15 protein-coding genes are annotated in these 15,823 nt (G+C 73.0%); 8 read left to right on the top strand and 7 right to left on the bottom strand.

The features are described 5' to 3' along the window. Positions 1-22: 22 nt before the first annotated feature. Entirely contained in the window at positions 23-649 is a 627-nt protein-coding gene (locus tag ABD437_RS33480; protein WP_344652970.1) for a UdgX family uracil-DNA binding protein, read from the bottom strand. An 84-nt stretch (positions 650-733) separates the two neighbouring features. Here ABD437_RS33480 and ABD437_RS33475 point away from each other — a divergent pair, with 84 nt between their 5' ends. Further along, positions 734-1,654, top strand: coding sequence for an aldose 1-epimerase family protein (locus ABD437_RS33475; RefSeq protein WP_344652969.1), 921 nt, complete (start codon positions 734-736; stop codon positions 1,652-1,654). Here ABD437_RS33475 and ABD437_RS33470 read toward each other — a convergent pair. After that, positions 1,641-3,005, bottom strand: a complete 1,365-nt coding sequence (locus tag ABD437_RS33470) for a cryptochrome/photolyase family protein (protein WP_344652968.1) — start codon at positions 3,003-3,005, stop codon at positions 1,641-1,643. The two genes, ABD437_RS33475 and ABD437_RS33470, sit on opposite strands and share 14 nt — an antisense overlap. 198 nt (positions 3,006-3,203) lie before the next feature. Here ABD437_RS33470 and ABD437_RS33465 point away from each other — a divergent pair, with 198 nt between their 5' ends. After that, positions 3,204-3,527 carry a type II toxin-antitoxin system VapB family antitoxin gene (locus ABD437_RS33465; protein WP_344652967.1) on the top strand — a complete coding sequence of 108 codons (324 nt, stop codon included), beginning with the start codon at positions 3,204-3,206 and terminating at the stop codon, positions 3,525-3,527. On the opposite strand, the gene ABD437_RS33460 is transcribed toward ABD437_RS33465, so the two are convergent. From ABD437_RS33460 to ABD437_RS33450, 3 genes are read right to left on the bottom strand one after another with little or no spacing between them, the layout of a single operon-like run. Continuing rightward, entirely contained in the window at positions 3,524-4,843 is a 1,320-nt protein-coding gene (locus ABD437_RS33460; protein WP_344652966.1) for a TolB family protein, read from the bottom strand. The genes ABD437_RS33465 and ABD437_RS33460 overlap by 4 nt on opposite strands. Then, positions 4,840-7,782: a sacsin N-terminal ATP-binding-like domain-containing protein gene (locus tag ABD437_RS33455; protein WP_344652965.1), complete on the bottom strand. Its 2,943-nt coding sequence runs from the start codon at positions 7,780-7,782 to the stop codon at positions 4,840-4,842. Before ABD437_RS33455 ends, ABD437_RS33460 begins: the two co-directional genes overlap by 4 nt. Further along, positions 7,782-8,663 carry a DUF3027 domain-containing protein gene (locus ABD437_RS33450; RefSeq protein WP_425558302.1) on the bottom strand — a complete coding sequence of 294 codons (882 nt, stop codon included), beginning with the start codon at positions 8,661-8,663 and terminating at the stop codon, positions 7,782-7,784. The genes ABD437_RS33455 and ABD437_RS33450 overlap by 1 nt, the downstream gene beginning before the upstream one ends. 224 nt (positions 8,664-8,887) lie before the next feature. Here ABD437_RS33450 and ABD437_RS33445 point away from each other — a divergent pair, with 224 nt between their 5' ends. Genes ABD437_RS33445 through ABD437_RS33425 form a run of 5 tightly spaced genes read left to right on the top strand, consistent with a single transcriptional unit; the run spans position 8,888 to position 14,158 of the window. Beyond that, the gene (locus tag ABD437_RS33445; protein WP_344652963.1) at positions 8,888-10,171 is read left to right on the top strand and encodes an MFS transporter; all 1,284 of its coding nucleotides are present in this window, start codon (positions 8,888-8,890) and stop codon (positions 10,169-10,171) included. Positions 10,172-10,192: 21 nt separating this feature from the next. Beyond that, positions 10,193-10,660 (top strand): hypothetical protein, encoded by a 468-nt coding sequence (locus ABD437_RS33440; RefSeq protein ID WP_344652962.1) that lies wholly within the window; start codon positions 10,193-10,195, stop codon positions 10,658-10,660. Next, on the top strand, positions 10,660-11,268 hold the full coding sequence (gene mqnB, locus ABD437_RS33435) for a futalosine hydrolase (RefSeq protein ID WP_344652961.1): 609 nt from the start codon (positions 10,660-10,662) through the stop codon (positions 11,266-11,268). Before ABD437_RS33440 ends, mqnB begins: the two co-directional genes overlap by 1 nt. 17 nt (positions 11,269-11,285) lie before the next feature. Continuing rightward, a complete protein-coding gene (locus ABD437_RS33430) occupies positions 11,286-12,116 on the top strand; it encodes a 1,4-dihydroxy-6-naphtoate synthase (RefSeq protein ID WP_344652960.1) in 831 nt (276 codons plus the stop codon). Between the two features lie 50 nt (positions 12,117-12,166). Further along, complete coding sequence (locus ABD437_RS33425; protein WP_344652959.1) at positions 12,167-14,158, top strand: hypothetical protein; 1,992 nt, start codon at positions 12,167-12,169, stop codon at positions 14,156-14,158. Here the strand turns inward: ABD437_RS33425 and ABD437_RS33420 are convergent. Next, positions 14,155-14,541, bottom strand: a complete 387-nt coding sequence (locus ABD437_RS33420; RefSeq protein ID WP_344652958.1) for a cold-shock protein — start codon at positions 14,539-14,541, stop codon at positions 14,155-14,157. The two genes, ABD437_RS33425 and ABD437_RS33420, sit on opposite strands and share 4 nt — an antisense overlap. 158 nt (positions 14,542-14,699) lie before the next feature. On the opposite strand from ABD437_RS33420, the gene ABD437_RS33415 reads away from it, so the two are divergent. Beyond that, positions 14,700-14,960 carry a hypothetical protein gene (locus tag ABD437_RS33415; protein WP_344652957.1) on the top strand — a complete coding sequence of 87 codons (261 nt, stop codon included), beginning with the start codon at positions 14,700-14,702 and terminating at the stop codon, positions 14,958-14,960. Here the strand turns inward: ABD437_RS33415 and ABD437_RS33410 are convergent. Continuing rightward, entirely contained in the window at positions 14,947-15,570 is a 624-nt protein-coding gene (locus tag ABD437_RS33410; protein ID WP_344652956.1) for an HAD family hydrolase, read from the bottom strand. The genes ABD437_RS33415 and ABD437_RS33410 overlap by 14 nt on opposite strands. Between the last annotated feature and the right edge of the window lie 253 nt (positions 15,571-15,823).

The raw sequence follows: 15,823 nt of genomic DNA, 5'->3' as shown, positions 1-15,823 counted from the left end.
ACGAACTGCCGGGTGATTAGATCTACGCCACAGCCGCGGCCACCACGGCCAGGTCGGCGACGAGGTCGGCGTAGCCCTGCTCCCTGGCGTCGTCGGGCATCCGCAGGATCGCCGACGGGTGGATCGTGATCAGCGCTCGCGTCTCCGGCTCCGCACCCGGACCGGGGTAGGGCATCAGCGCGCCCCGGTCCTTCGTGACGCGGTACGTCGACCCGAGGAGCGCCTTCACGGCGGTGGCGCCGAGGCAGACGACGATCTGCGGCCGCACCGCCGCGATCTCCGCCGCCACCCACGGATTGCAGGCGCGGATGTGCTCCGGCTGCGGCGTCTGGTGGATCCGCCGCTTGCCGCGGAGCTCGAACCGGAAGTGCTTCACCGCATTCGTGACGTACACCGCACCCGGACCGAATCCCGCCTCCGCCACCGCGCGCTGCAGTAGCTTGCCCGCCGGCCCGACGAACGGCACCCCGCGCTGGTCCTCGACATCACCGGGTTGTTCCCCGACGAGCAGCACTTTCGCCTGTGGATTGCCGCTGCCGAACACGGTCTGGGTAGCCGGCTCGTAGAGCTCGCAAGCCGTGCATCGATCAGCGGCCGACTTGAGGGCTGGAAGGTCGGCTTGGGCGGGGATGAGAGTGCTGGCGTCCATCGACCGATATCGTGCCCCGGATGGAGTGCGTTACGCATTCCTCGACGAATGAGGGTCCGGATCCCCCGACGATGTGGAGGCGCGATGACGGCGCGGTGGAACACCCCGTCCGGCCATCAGTGGACGATCGAAGCGGGCACCCAGCGCGTGACGCTGGTCGAAGTCGGTGGTGGGCTCCGCGAGTACACGGTGAACGGACGCGACGTCCTGGCGAGTTACCCGGCTGACGCCATGGCGTCGAAGGGCGTCGGGCAGATCCTGGCGCCGTGGCCGAACCGGATCAGGGACGGCAAGTACACGTTCGACGGCCAGGAGCACAAGCTCAGCTGGGACGAGACCGACAAGCGGACCGCGATCCACGGTCTGGTCCGCTGGGAGCTGTGGGACCGGCTGGACCACACCCCGACCGCGGTGACGCTGGCTCGGACCGTCCAGCCGCGACCGGGCTACCCGTTCGCGCTCGTGCTCCGCGTGACGTACTCGCTGGGCAAGGACGGGTTGAAGGTCGAGCACCAGGCGATCAACGTCGGACCGACGGCGGCGCCGTTCGGGCTCGGCATCCACCCGTTCCTGACCCTGGGCGGTGACCCGCTCGACTCGGCGACGCTGACGCTCCCGGCCGGGAAGCGGATCCTGGTCGACGACCGGCTGCTGCCCACCGGGGAACTGGCGGACGTGGCCGGCACCGACTGGGACTACCGCGAGGGTCGCAAGATCGGTTCGGCGTCGCTGGACACGCCGTTCGTGGTGACCGAGCGGGGTTCGGACGGCATCGCGGTCAGCGAACTCGTCGACGCCGACGGGCGGGGCGGGCAGCTCTGGCAGGACTCGTCGTTCGGCTGGGTGCAGGCCTACAACGGCATCGGGCCCGGCGGCGAGGCCAACCGGGCCATCGCCGTCGAACCGATGACCTGTCCGCCGGACGCGTTCAACTCCGGGGAGGGCCTGATCACCCTCCAGCCGGGTGAGCGCTGGACCGGCACCTGGGGCGTCAGGCCCGTCTGACCTCATCGAAGCGGCGGAGCGTCTCCTGGCGCTCCGCCGCGTGGTCGACGATCGGCTCGGGGTAGCCCTCGGGCTGGGTCGGCAGGGTCCACGGCTCGTGGACGGCCGCGCCGCTGACGTCGGCGAGTTCGGGCACCCAGCGCCGGACGTAGCCGCCGTCGGGGTCGAACTTCTTGCCCTGGGTCACCGGGTTGAACACCCGGATGTAGGGCGCCGCGTCGGTGCCCGTGCCGGCCACCCACTGCCAGCCGTGGTTGTTGCTGGCGTAGTCGCCGTCGACGAGCAGGTCGAGGAAGTGCGCCGCGCCCCGCTGCCACGGCAGGTGCAGGTCCTTCACCAGGAACGACGCGGTGATCATCCGCACCCGGTTGTGCATCCAGCCGACGCTGAGCAGCTGACGCATCCCCGCGTCGACGATCGGGTAGCCGGTGCGGCCGGCCGCCCAGGCCTCGAACCGCTCGTCGGCCACCTTGCCGGAGTCGGACTCGATGCTCCCGACCCGCTGGTCGAGCGATTCCCAGACGCTCTCCGGACGGTGGAACAGCACATCGGCGTAGAAGTCACGCCAGCAGATCTCGTTCCGGAACGTGTCCGCGCCGACGCCGCGGTGTTTCGCCAGCTCGGCGAGGATCGTCCGCGGGTGCAGCTCCCCGTACTTCAGGTGCACCGACAGCCGGGACGTGCCGTCGTGGTCGGGGCGGTTGCGATCGGACTCGTAGTGGCGGACCTTCTCGTCGAGGAACGCCGCGAGACGCTCGCGGGCGGCGTCCTCACCGGCCTCCGGCAGCTCGACGTCGGGCAGGTCGGGTACGTCGGGGAGGCCGTCGTCGTCCTTCGCCGGGAGCCAGGACACCGTCTTCGGCGCGTCCACCGGCGCCCGCCACCCGTGCGCACGCCACGCCTTGGAGAACGGGGTGAAGACCCGGTACGGGGTGCCGTCGGGTTTGCGCACCCGCCCCGGCGCGACGGCGTACGGCGACCCGGTGCGGTGCAGCGTCACGCCGTCGTCGAGCAACGCCTTCTCCACCCGTTGGTCGCGGCGGGAACCGTACGGACCGTAGTCGGCGGCGATGTGCACCTCACCGGCGCCGATCTCGGCCGCGGCGCGGGGAACCTCGGTCACCGGGTCGCCGTGCCGGATCAGCAGCGCCCCGCCGAGCGCCTCGTCCAACGCACGCAGGGAACGCGCGAGGTGGCTCGTCCGCGGCCCGCCCGACGCCCGGAACGGCACCGGATCGAGCACGAACAACGCGCGGACCCCGTCGTCGCCGGCCGCGCTGACGGCTTCGAGCAGCGCCGGGTTGTCGATGAGGCGCAGGTCACGGCGGAACCAGAAGACGGTGTTCGGCATGCGCCCGATCCTCACCCGAGTGACCTGATTGCGCGACCTGAGACGACTACTGAAGGTTACATTTCCGTCACGAGTAGCCATATTCGGCGAGAACTGTCCGGACGGTTGAGGTCGCCTGCGCCCGGTCGGCACCCCGGGACGTGCGCTGCTCGCTAGGCTGAACCGACGGTGGCCGGGGACGAAAGGAGCGTAAGGACCGTGATCTTCAAGGCGGTCCGGGACGGGAAACCGTACCCCGAGCACGGTCTGTCACTACGCGAGTGGGCGCGTATCCCGCCCCGTCAGGTACGCCTCGACCAACTGGTGACGACCAAGCGGGAACTGGCGCTGGACAAACTGCTCGCCGAGGACTCGACGTTCTACGGCGATCTGTTCCCCCACGTGGTCGAGTTCGACGGCGCCCTGTACCTGGAGGACGGCCTGCACCGGGCACTGCGTGCCGCGCTGCAGCAACGCACGACGATGCACGTCCGCGTGCTCCTCTACGAGCCCGCCTCCGACGACGCCCCGGTCTCGGCCTAGGCGCGCGCCCGGCGTCGTACCTTCAGCGCGAACCAGACCACCAGTACCAGCAGCAGGATCACGAGCGTGGTGACCCAGAACGGGGCCGGGAACGGCATCGGGCGCGACGACCGGCCGTCGAAGCGGTCCTCGGTCACCAGCTCGGCGGCGACGTCGACGTGTCGCGAGCCCGGTGGGAGCTCGATCAGCGTCCGACGGTCGCCGGACGCGTCGAGGCCGAGCAGTTCGACGCCCTCGACGGCCGCGTAGTCGGTCTCGTCCACCTCGTTCCCGTCGACGGAGAGAACGCCGTTGGTGTCGCTGCTCAGGTCGTCGGCGGGGCGGTAGCGCACGACCGCGAGTTCACCGCCGTCGGTACGGCCGAGCACGCGCACCGCGGACCCGGTGAGCCGGTCGAACCCGCCGACCGACGACGAGCCCGAGTTCGCGTCGACCTCGTCGATCTGCCAGGTCCGGTCGCCCAGCGCGGCCCGGGTGCAGAGCTTCGTGCAACCCGAGAGCGTCAGCACCGCGATCCGGTCGCCGCCGGGGCTCCACGCGCCGATCCCGGCGAGCCGACGGTCGGTGCCCAGCCGCGTCAGCGTCCGGGTGGTGCGGTTGGCCAGGTCGATCACCCGCAGGTCGTCGCCGACCTGGGCCGCGACCTTCCGGCCGTCCGGTGAGAACGCCGCCAGGTGCGCCCGGTGCACGAGCCGGGAGCCGAGGTCGGCCAGGCGCCGGACGTCGCCGCTCTCCAGGTCGAGCAGGTTCAGGTCGCCGCCCACCCACGGCCCGTGCTCCGGCGCGGACCCCACCTGGACGAGAAGCTTCCGCCCGTCCGGCGACCAGGCGATCGGGCGGGCGGTGTCGTTGCCCGGCACGGTCGACCTGGTCGACCGCCCGGTGGTGAGGTCGGTGACCCAGACTTCCGGCTCGCTGCTCTTCGGCGGCGTGGTGGGGGAACCGGACGGGCCCACGATCTGGTGGGGTTCGGCGTCGGCGACCATGCTGCCGTCCGGGGACAGCAGGACGTTCTCACCGGCCTCGACGTCCACCTTGTACCGCAGCACCCGGTAGACGCCCGACTCGGCGACGACCGCGACCTTGTCGTACACCGGCCCCTGCAGACCCCAGCCGTCGCCGCTGACCAGGACCGTCGCCGGTCCCGGGGCCGACTTGGGAACGCTGGCCTGCCAGCCGAACGGCTCGAACACCTCCGCCGGGGCGCTCGCCTCGCCACCCATGTTCTGGCTGCTGCCGTAACCGGCGATCGCGACGGCCAGCAGCGCCACGCACACGGTGATCGCCAACGCCACCAGCGTGCGTAAGAACCTCACAACTCCGACACCAGGGGAACGTCGAGCAGCTCGGCGACCGAGACCGGGTCGTCGCCGCCGAGGATCGGGGCCCGGCCCTCGAGCGCGTCGAGGCGCCAGGGCTGGTCGAGGATCGCGACCTGGTCGGTGTCGGCCACGGCATCGGGGGCCACCCGGACGCGGGCCGGAGCCGGCACACGCGCCCCGGCCAGCGCCTCGGCGATCCCCGCGTAGACCAGCGGCACGATCCACGGCGCCGCCGTGCGGTCGGCGTCGGCGAGCCGGTGCAGCAGGTCGGCCGGGTCGGCCGCGATCGCGTCGAGCAGGCCGGTACGGCACCCCAGCAGCGGGAGCAACGCCGCGTCGACGTCGGCCGGGGCGACGTCGTAGAGACCGTCCAGGTCGACCGCGTCCGGCGTGCGCAGCTCACCGGGCGGACGCCCCTCCAGCACCGGCTCGCGCGCGAGCCACCAGCGGCTGTAGCTCTGGATCTCGACGCGGGTGCCGTCGGGGGTGACCGCCCAGGCCGGCGCGTCGAGCACCTCGCGCGGTGGCCCGGAGGCCAGCAGGTCGAGCGCGGCGGGCCACTCGTCGGGGTCGACCAGGTCCAGGTCGCGGATCGCCAGGAACCGCTCGATGCGGGTGCCCGGCGGGGCGCCGACCGTGCCCGTCGGGTCGATCGTCTCCACCGCCGCGTCGACCCATTCGGCCAGGCCGTCGAGGTCGAGGTCGGCGTCGTCGGCGTCCAGGTCCAGAAGGTCGACGAGATCCAGGTCGTCGGCGGCCAGGACGGTGAACGTGGTGAGGCACCCGATCGCGGGCAGCGCGTCGGGGCCGTGGGCGGCGAGCACGTCGTTCGCGAAGTCCTCGTCGACGACGCCGAACGGGGCGTCGTCGGTGTCCATACCGGCCAGGACGCGCACCAGCGGCGAGCCGGGCACCACGAGTTCGCCGGCCGGGTACCAGTCGTCGTCGGCCGGGAGCGCGAGCTCGGCCAGCCACGGCTCCTCGCCGGGGCGGACACCGGCGGCGGTGACGAGCGCGAGGATCGCGTTCGCGAGCGGTTCGGGGTCGTCGGCCTCGATCGAGTCGGCGACGGCGGCGCGGACGCGGCCGTCGGCGAGGATCGTCGCCACGGTGGCCGGGCGCGCGCCCAGGCGGATCAGCAGGTCGCTGCCGACGGCGTCGGGGTGGACGACGCGCAGGCCGAGTGGCTCGAGCGTGGCGGGGGCCAGCGCGGCCAGGTCGGGGCCGGGCAGCAGGGTGCCGCGGACGCCGGTGACGGTGCGGCCGTCGGTGAGCGGCACCGGGAGCGCGGAGAGCGCGTCCAGGTCGCGGCCGGACGGCTCCAGTGCGTGGTACAGGTCGCCCCACCAGGCCGCCGGACGGTCGAGCCCGGCCACGGCCTCCACCACGTCGGCCACGCCGAGCCGGCGCACGCCGAGCGCGTCGAGCGCCGGTGCGGCCGCGCGGGCGGCCCAGTCGGCCGGCAGCAGGCCCGGTACGACGCCGGCCAGCGCCGCCACCAGCTCACTCGCCGACCCGGCCAGCTCCGCGGTGAGCGTGACCGCGCGCACCGGCGCCACCCGCTCCCAGACCGCACCTTCGAGGGCTGCGTCAGGCGCGCGGTCATCGGGGGCCCCGGCGTCGGCGCCTCCGATCGGCGCGTCCGCACGGGTGGCGTCGACCGGGGCTCCGAACGCGTCGGCGAAGCCGGCGGCCAGTAAATCGACGTCGTCGTCGGTCCAGACCGACACCGCGTCGGGCACGTTCTCGAGCGGGAGGAACGGCGTCTCCCGGAGGCCGGACAACACCAGCGAGCAGATCGCGGCGTCCACCGGGGCCCGCCCGAGCCCCGGCCGGGGCACCAGCGCCAGGGCCTCGACGCTCGGCGGCGCCGCGACGAGCAGCGCGACCACGGTGTCGGCGGCCCGGGCGGCCAGCCAGTCGGTGAGCGCACCCGGAGCGACCCGGCGGCGGGACACCTCGAGCGGGAACGTGGCGGCCAGGTGCACCGGCAACGAGAGCGGCTCGTCGGTGGGCGACGGCGCGTGCAGCACGGTCCCGCCGGCCAACGCTCCCCCGTCGAGCGGCACGGCGGCGAGCGTCGAGTAGTGCGCCAGCGCGGCCCGCTCCTCGAGCGGACGCTCGGCCAGCAGCTCCGGCGGAACGTCACCGTCGGACGCGGCGACCAGCCACGTCGTGACCGACCCGTCGGCGGCCAGCGCCACCGTGTGCTCGGTGGACCCGACCCGCTCGAGCACCCGCTCGACCCCGTCGAGCACGATCTCCACCCGGGCCAGCCCCGGGAACGCGAACAGCAGCGTCGGCTCGACGTCGGCGAGCAGCGCACGGACGAGCTCGACCGCGTCCGGGCGTACCGGCAGCCGGATCTCGGTCTCGAACCCGTCCGGCGGCGGCTGATCGGCCGGCCAGGCGAGCCGCAGCACCGGCACCGCACCGGCGCGGCGGGCCAGCTCCTCGGCGGCGGCTCCGCCGAGCGCGGCCACCTCGGCCCTGGTCTGCTCGGCCGAGAACCGGACGCCCCCGTCGCGCGAGTGCACCGACGGCTCGTCGCTCACCGCCAGTACGGCCGCGAAGCCCACCCCGAACCGGCCCACCGTGCTGGCTCGTCGAGCTTCGCCCGAGGTGGTCTTGGCCGACGCGCGCAGCGACGTGAGCCCGTCGACGCCGGACGAGTCCAGCGGCGCGCCGGTGTTGGCGACCGACAGGACGCCGTCGGCGTAGGTGAAGCGCACCGCGCCGAGCACCCCGGCCCGCGCCGCGGCGTCGGACGCGTTCTGGGCGAGCTCCACCACGAGCCGGTCGGCGTACCCGCCGAGCCCGCCGCGGACGAGTTCCTCCTCCGCGTTCGCGTCCTCGCGGAACCGGGTCGCGACACCGGCCCACGAGGCGAGAACCGCCGCCCGGCGCTCGGACAGGCCGAACGGGTCCGGCATCACCCGTGCCCGAGCGGCTCCGCGTCGGTGGAGTCCTCCACCGAGCCGGGCGTGTGCACGGTGCGGATGACCTCGAGGTCGTCGTCGAGCGCCATCGGCGCCGGCGGCACCGGCGGGGCCGGCTCGACCAGGGCCTCGGAGTGGGCGCCGCAGCCGTGGTCGGCCGAGACGACACGGCCGTCGTCGGGCGCGAACAGGTTGCCGCACGCCCCGAACACCGCGCCGAGCGAACCGGCCAGCTGCAGGTAGAAGCCGCACGTGCCGCACCGGGCCGGCGCGGCCTTCGCGATGTCGCTCTCCGGGCCGGAACGGCTGGTGTGCCAGCGCTCGGCGGTCTCTTCACGACCGAGCCGGCTCATCACCCGCGGGCGACCGAAGCCGATCTCGTACTCGACCTCCATCACCTCGGGGTCGTCGGAGAGCACGTACCCCGGCACCAGCCGGTCGTCGTCGGGTGCGGTCGGCAGCAGGTCGCCGACGCCGAGGTCACCCGGGCGCAGCCGCTCGCTCCACGGCACCCACTCGGGCGCGAGCAGCGCGTCGGAGCCCGGCAGCAGCGCGACTTCGGAGACCGTCACGTGCTTGGAGCGCGGGGCGCGCGCCAGCGTGACCGTCCAATACCAGCCGGAGTAGCCCGGCTGCAGGGCCGCGAACCGGTGGGTGACCAGCCGCTCGCCGTCGGCGCTGACGCCGACCGGCTCGCCGACCATCTCGTGGCCGACCTCGCGGGCGGCTTCCAGGGCCAGGTCGGTGGCCTGGGCACAGACGGCATCGAGTTTGACAGCACGAGGCGCCCGGCGCGCAGGCCGAGGTTGGTCAGTGGCCTCTGGGTTCCCGGTCACCACAGACTCCAGTGGGGGTACGGCGCCTGGACGGTTCACCGTGCGGGTCGTCACATTGCTCATTCTTCCTCACGTGCCCCGGAAGCCGGGAACCACGGTGCCGTATCGGCGTGTAGTGCAGTTTCTCGCTTGAACTGAGTATCCGAAAGATCATCCGGACGGATGAACCCTCCGCAGTGAGGTGACTGCAGGGGCCCCGGGTGGGTAACGATGGATGCGTGGTAGCGGACAGCGAGGCGCGGAAGGGCTCACGGCGCCCCTTGGTGACCGCGTGGTCCCGCGTGCAGAGGGCCCGCAACGCCGACGGCGCCGACCAGACCGGTCTGCACCGGATGTTCGATCTGCACGCGTTGTCGTGCGCCGGCGACGCCCTGGTCGCGGTCGGGCTGGCCGGCACGATCTTCTTCAGCGTCCCGGTGGGTGAGGCCCGCGTACGGGTGGCGCTCTACCTGCTCATCACGATGGCGCCGTTCGCCCTGCTGGCTCCGCTGGTCGGGCCGGTGCTCGACCGGTTCCGCCACGGGCGGCGGTACGCGCTGGCCACGACGATGCTGGCGCGCGGATTCCTGGCGTACGCGATCGCCGACCAACTCGACAGCTGGGTGCTCTACCCGGCGGCGTTCGGTGTGCTGGTGATGTCGAAGTCGTACGGCGTGGCCCGTTCGGCCGCGGTGCCCCGGCTGTTGCCGCCACGCATCACGCTGGTGGAGGCCAACGCGCGCGGGTCGCTGGCCGGCACGATCTTCGGCGCGCTGGCCGGTGGGATCGGTGCCGCGCTCGCCCAGTTCGGGGCCGGCTGGCCGCTGCGCCTGGCGACGGTCGTGTTCCTCGTCGGAATGGTGCTCTCGCTGCGGTTGCCCGCCGGCGTCGACTCCGACAAACCCGAGGTGCTCCCCCGGGTGTTCGCGCTGCTCGCGCACAAAGAGGCGCTCAAGCTGTGGAACCTGCCGGTGTGGGCCGCGATCACCGCGGGCGGCACGCTCCGCGCGGTGTACGGCTTCCTCGCGCTGTTCATGGCGTTCCGGGTGCGCACCGACGACCTGCTGCTCTCACCGCTGGCCGCGTTGGGCGCGGTCGCGGCGGCGCTGGCCTCCGGTGCGTTCGTCGCGACGCTGATCGGCACCCGCCTGAAACTGCGCCGGCCCCTGCTCCTCGACGCGATCGTGGTGGGCGGGGTCGCGTTCGGCGCGATGGTCGCGGCGGTGTTCTACTCGCTGCCCGCGCTCGTGCTGCTGGCGTTCGGCACCGCGCTGGCCAGCGGGTTGGCGAAGCTCGCGGTGGACGCGGTGATCCAGGAGCGGCTCCCCGACGAGTCGCGGGCCAGCGCGTTCGCGCACTCGGAGACGATGCAGCAGCTGGCCTGGGTGAGCGGCGGCGCGGCCGGGCTGATCCCGGTGAGCGGGCAGTGGGGCCTGTTCTTGGTCGCGCTGGTGGTCGCGGCGGTGACGTTGCGGGTCAGCGCGTGGGCGTGGGCGGCGCACCGGGCTTCGGTGGCGCCCGCCACTGCACCGGCCAGCGAGTGGACGGCGACGTCAGGCGCACGCTGACCTCCGGTTACTGTGCTCCGTATGAAGCGAGCCTTCGCCCTTGCCCTGGCCGCGGCCTCGATCGGTCTGGTCGCGGCCTGCGACAAGCCCGCGCCCTACGCCACCGTCGCCAGCGGCGGCGACTCCGCCGGCGGTGAGGCCACAGCCTGGTGCTTCGAGAACGGCACGTTCAACGGGTCCACTCCCGGCGACGACTGCAAGGCCGGCCCGTCGAACGCGGGCCGCATCGACGTCCGGCCGGGCGCCACCGTGCAGGTGGACGTGCCCCCGACGGTCGGTGAGGACGGCTGGACGGCCGCGCTGGCCAGCTCGGACGGCAACCTCGCGCCGGTCTCGTTCGTCCGCAAGGGCACCAGCTGGATCCGCTTCACGGTGCCCACCGACGCGTCCGGCGGCAGCACCTACGTGCTTGAGCTGCTCGCGCTGCACCCGGGTGAGAACGCGGAGAAGGCGCGCGGGCTCTGGCGGTTCGTGCTCGACGTCGACTGATGCGTGTTCTGGTCGTCACCGCGGTCCGGGCCGAGCTGGACGCGGCCGGCGTCACGGGTCTGGTCGGCGGGGTGGGGCCGGTCGCGGCCGCGGTGAGCACCGCGATGGCGCTGGCGGCCGAGAAGTACGACCTGGTCGTGTCGGCCGGCCTGGCCGGTGGGTTCAGCGGCCGGGCGCCGATCGGTTCGGTCGTGGTCGCGGACACCGTCCGCTGGGCCGACCTGGGCGCCGCCACCGACGAGGGGTTCCTCGACCTGTCCGGGCTCGGGCTGGCCGGCGGGGACGTGCTGGCGTCCACCGGCGGCCGCTGGGCCAGCGACACGCTCGCCGCCGCCGGGGTACCGGCACTGACCGGCGAGATCCTGACGCTCTCCACGATGACCGGCACCGACCGGCGCGGCGCCGAGCTGGCCGCCGTCCACCCGTCCGCGATCGCCGAGGCGATGGAGGGGTACGGCGTGGCCTGGGCGGCCAAGGCCGCCGGGGTCCGGTGGGCGGAGGTCCGCGCGGTGAGCAACCTGATCGGGCGCCGCGACCGGAGCGCCTGGGACATCCCGGCGGCCTTCGAGGCGCTGCGGCACGCGGTGACGGCCCTCACTCAGCGCTGACGGCTACCGTTGACGCCATGCGGATGGCGTTCTCCCCCTGCCCCAACGACACGTTCGTCTTCCACGCGCTGGTGCACGGCCTGGTGCCGGGAGCGCCGCCGGTCGACGTCGACTTCGCCGACGTGGACGTGACCAACGGCGCCGCCGAGCGCGGCGAGTACGACCTGGTGAAGGTGTCCTACGCGGCGCTGCCGTGGCTGCTGGACCAGTACACGCTGCTGCCCTGCGGCGGAGCGCTCGGGCGCGGCTGCGGCCCGCTGGTGCTCACCACCGGCTCGGACTCCGTCGAGGGCAAGACCGTCGCCGTCCCCGGCGACCGCACCACGGCCTACCTGCTGTTCCGGTTCTGGTCGGCGGAGCGCCCGCCGGCCCGGGTCGTCGTCCGGCCGTTCCACGAGATCATGCCCGCGGTGGCGGCCGGTGAGGTCGACGCCGGGTTGGTGATCCACGAGGCCCGCTTCACCTACCAGCGGTACGGGCTGCACGCCGCGGCCGACCTCGGCGACTGGTGGGAGTCCACCACCGGCCTGCCGATCCCGCTGGGCGCGATCCTGGCCCGCAAGGACCTCGAGGCACGCACCGGCATCACGCCGGCGGCCGCGGCCAAGCTCGTCCGCGCCTCGGTGGAGGCAGCGTGGGCCGACCCGGCGGCGAGCCGGGCCTACGTGCTCGAACACGCGCAGGAGATGGAAGACGCGGTCGTCGACCAGCACATCGGGCTGTACGTGAACGAGTTCACGCGCGACCTGGGCACCGACGGTTACGCGGCGGTCGACGCGCTGCTCGGCCGGGCCGCCGAAGCCGGGTTGGTTCCCCCGGTGGCCATCCCCCGGTTGGCGACTGTTTAGGTACACGGTGTTACCTGCCTAGGCATCTGACCGACGATCGCGGAGAAGCAGTGAAGAGAGCAGCACCGGTTCTCGCGATCCCGCTCGCCTGGGCCCTGCCCTGGGCCACCCACGAACTCCGGGTGGACGGCCTGCTGCCGGTCGTGCTCCTGCTGGGCATCGCGTCGTTGCTGCGCGGTGGCCGGACCCTGCTCGACCGCGTCGCGCTGGCGCTGTTCCTGTTCCTCGGGCTGCTCAGCGCGGCCGGTCTGGTGTTCTCGGTCTGGCCGTGGGGGCTCGACCCGGTGGCGGTGTCCAGGGCCGGGTTCCTGAGCCTGATCGCCGCCGCGCTGATCAGCCGCCGGGTGCCGCGGCTCCCGCTCCGGGTCGGCTGGAGCGACGCGCTTCTGGTGCTGGGGGGCGTCGCACCCGCGCTGTTCCTGTGGTCGTCGTTCTGGCACAAGTCGGCCGCCGAGCGGCTGGCGATGATGATCGGCGCGGAGGACCTGGCCCGCCACTTCACGATCTTCGACACGATCCGTTCTGTCGGCGGGTACCTGCCGTTCCACCGCGACGAGGTCACCCGCCAGGTCATTCCCGGGGTCGTCGACTACCCCCAGGCCTCGCACCTGTTCAGCGCGCTGATGGACAACTTCGTGCGGTCGTCGACCGGTCTCGGCGACGGGCTGGTCGCGTTCGACCACTACCTGGCCTGGAACCTCGTCGGCTACGGCATCCTGGCGTTCACGCTGGTCTGGGCGCTGCGCTGGGTCGCGGGGCCGGTTCTGCGCGGCTGGCGCCTGGTCGCCGCGGTGGCGGTGGTGACGGGGTGCACCGGCGGCGGATACCTGGTCTCGCTGTTCGACCGGGGGTACCCCAGCGAGGCGCTCGGGCTGGCCCTGCTCGCGGTGGTGTTCGCGCTCGCCGCGCGGCCGGTGCGTGGTGCGCGTGAGCAGATGCTGCTGCTGGCGGCCGCCCTGGTCGGGGTGAGCTTCACGTACTACTTCTTCCTGCCGGTCGCCGGGGCCGCGGTGCTGGTCTGGGCGCTCGTGTACGCCCGCTCGCGGACGCGGGGGCCGTGGCGGCTCGGCCCGCTGGCGATCGCGGTACTGGCCGTGCCGCTGGTGCTCGTGTGGCCGGTGCTGTCGGTGCGTTCCGGCGTCTCACCCACCCAGGCGCTGATCCCCGACGTCGGTATCCCGGAGGTCGACCAGCGGCTGCTGCTCACGCTGGTCGCGCTCGTGCTGCTCGGGACGCTCACCCGCACCGGGCGGCGGGTTCCGATCTGGCGGTCGGTGGGTGCGCAGATCGTGCTGGCCGGGTTGATGGTGTTCGCGATCGGCGGTTACCAGCTCGCCACCACCGGCGGTGTCTCGTACTACTTCGAGAAGGCCGTTCACGGTGTGCTGGTCGCCGGCTTCGTCGGCATCGGCGCGGTCGCGCTGCTGCTGCCGCGCGACCCGTTCAGCTGGGGTGCCGGGCAGGGTGGCTTCGCGGCGGCGCTGCGGCGGCTGGCCGCGTTCGCGCTCCCGGCCGGCGCGTCGGTGGTCGTCGTGGCGTTCGCGTACGGGCTGCTGGTGCCCGATCGGATGCTCGCGACCCGCACGTCCGAACGCGGCGGGGTCACCGAGCCGGCCGCCGGCACCAGCCGGGGACGGGCGTTCCACAGCGACAAGCTCTGGCGGCCGACCGACGGCAAGGCGGCGGTGAACGTGTACCGGCGGTTCCCGAACGGCGACGACGGCCGGGTGACGCTCGTGATCAGCGCCTACCGGCTCTACACGCCGTCGCTCTACCTGGCCGGGTTCCGACGCCAGGGCGGCGAGGCGGCGCTGCCGGTCGGCGGCATCAACGGCTCCAAGGAGATCGCGACGCTGGAACACGTCGCCGAGGTGAGCCCGCGGCCGGTGCGGTTCGTCGTCGCCCGCGACGACCTGGTCACCGGCCTGAGCGAGATCGCGAAACGGCGCCCGGAGCTGAAGATCGAGATAGTCCAGCTACCTTTCTCCCAGATCCCGGCGCCGAAGGTCCTCCCACCCCCTCCGGGCGGGAAGAAGCGTTAGATCTCTAACTCGCGGGCTACGGCGTGGACGAGTTCGGCGATCTTGCGGGCCGACTTGCGGTCGGGGTAGCGGCCGCGGCGCAGGTCGGGCTGCACCCGGGCTTCGAGCACCTTGATCATGTCCTCGACCATGCCGTGCAGCTCGTCGGCCGGGCGCCGGGTCTGCGACACCAGCGATGGCAGCGGGTCGACGACACGCACGGACAGCGCCTGGTCGCCCTTGCGGCCGGCCGCGACGCCGAACTCCACCCGCGTACCGGGCTTGAGCTCGGTGACGCCCTGCGGTAACGCACCCTTGTGGACGAACACGTCGCCGCCCTCGTCACGGGCCAGGAAGCCGAAGCCACGCTCCGGGTCGAACCACTTCACCTTGCCGGTCGGCACGTCCTGACCCCGTTTTCGTCTCGTGGCGATAAACGGGGGCCCGCGGTGCCCCGCCTGCCCCCGGGATAAGGCTAGCGACCCGACCCCGCCACAACCAACGGAGTTGGCCTGGTCACCCGGTGCCGTTCGGGAGCGGTTCCGGCTCGTACGCTGTACGCGTGGCGAGTACCGATGTTTCTCCGCGCGCAGGGCGGCCGGGGCGCTGGCTCCTGCGTGTGGGCGCCGCGTGCTTCCTGGCCGGCCTGGTGTTCGTCGGCATCGTTTTCCTGCCGTTCTTCGCCGGGTCGTCGGCCCAGCCGGCGCTCGCCGCGGTCGGCACGATGCTCGGCCCGGTCGGTTTCGTGCTGGTCCTCGTGGGCATCGTCCGCCAGGCCAGGGCCAACAACCGGGCCGCACGCGAGGCCCTTAACCGCGGCTGACCTTCAGCCAGTCCGGGAACTCGTGGAGGCTCTCGAGCACGACGTCCGCGCCGGCCGCTCGCAGGGCGTCGGCCGGAAACGGGCCGGAGGCGACCGCGACGGACACCGTTCCGGCGGCCCTGGCCGCGGCGATGTCGGCGGTGTGGTCCCCGACGTAGACGACCGCTCCGCGCTCGGCCAGCGCCGGCCCCTTGCCCGCCGCGTAGACGTTGCCCACGAGGTCGTCGACCGGCAACTCGAGGTGCTCGACGTGCAACCGCGCGCTCGGTGCGAACTTGCTCGTGACGACGACCGTGCTGCCGCCCAGCGCGTGCACCGCACGCAACGCCTCCACGGCACCCGGTAGCGCGATCGTCGGCTCGATGGCCAGCGCGGGGTAGAGCTCGCGGTACCGGTCGACCATCGCCGGCACCCGGTCGGCCGGGAACCAGTTCGCGAGCTCGGCCGGCAGCGGCGGCCCGAGCCGCGACGTGACCAGCGCGGTGTCGATGTGCACCCCGGTCTCGGCCGCGAGCGCGTCGTACACCGCGCCGATACCGGGGCGACTGTCGATCAGGGTCATGTCGAGGTCGAAGCCGATCACCGGCGCAGGGAGAGCCACATTCCCCAACGTATCGTCGGAGGCGCGGCAGGGAGGCGGTCAGCTGCGCCCGCCTGCCGCGCCTCCTCTGCGACGCCGCGCGCCCCTCCGAGGTCCGCCACGTTGCAGACCAGGCGACGCCGCCGTCCCGAGTAGCCACGACTCAGTTGTCTGCCGCTACCCGAGGAGCCGGAACGACCGTCCTGAGCTGGGCGAAGAGCGCGACCCTACCCCAGAAACGGGCATTTGCCACGAAATGTAGCATAGGTCTCATGTGTGGTCA

Origin of the sequence: Cryptosporangium japonicum, assembly GCF_039524755.1 — a bacterium.
GTDB lineage: Bacteria > Actinomycetota > Actinomycetes > Mycobacteriales > Cryptosporangiaceae > Cryptosporangium > Cryptosporangium japonicum.
The sequence above is the reverse complement of the archived record's forward strand: the minus strand, read 5'-3'. Positions and strand labels throughout refer to the sequence as shown.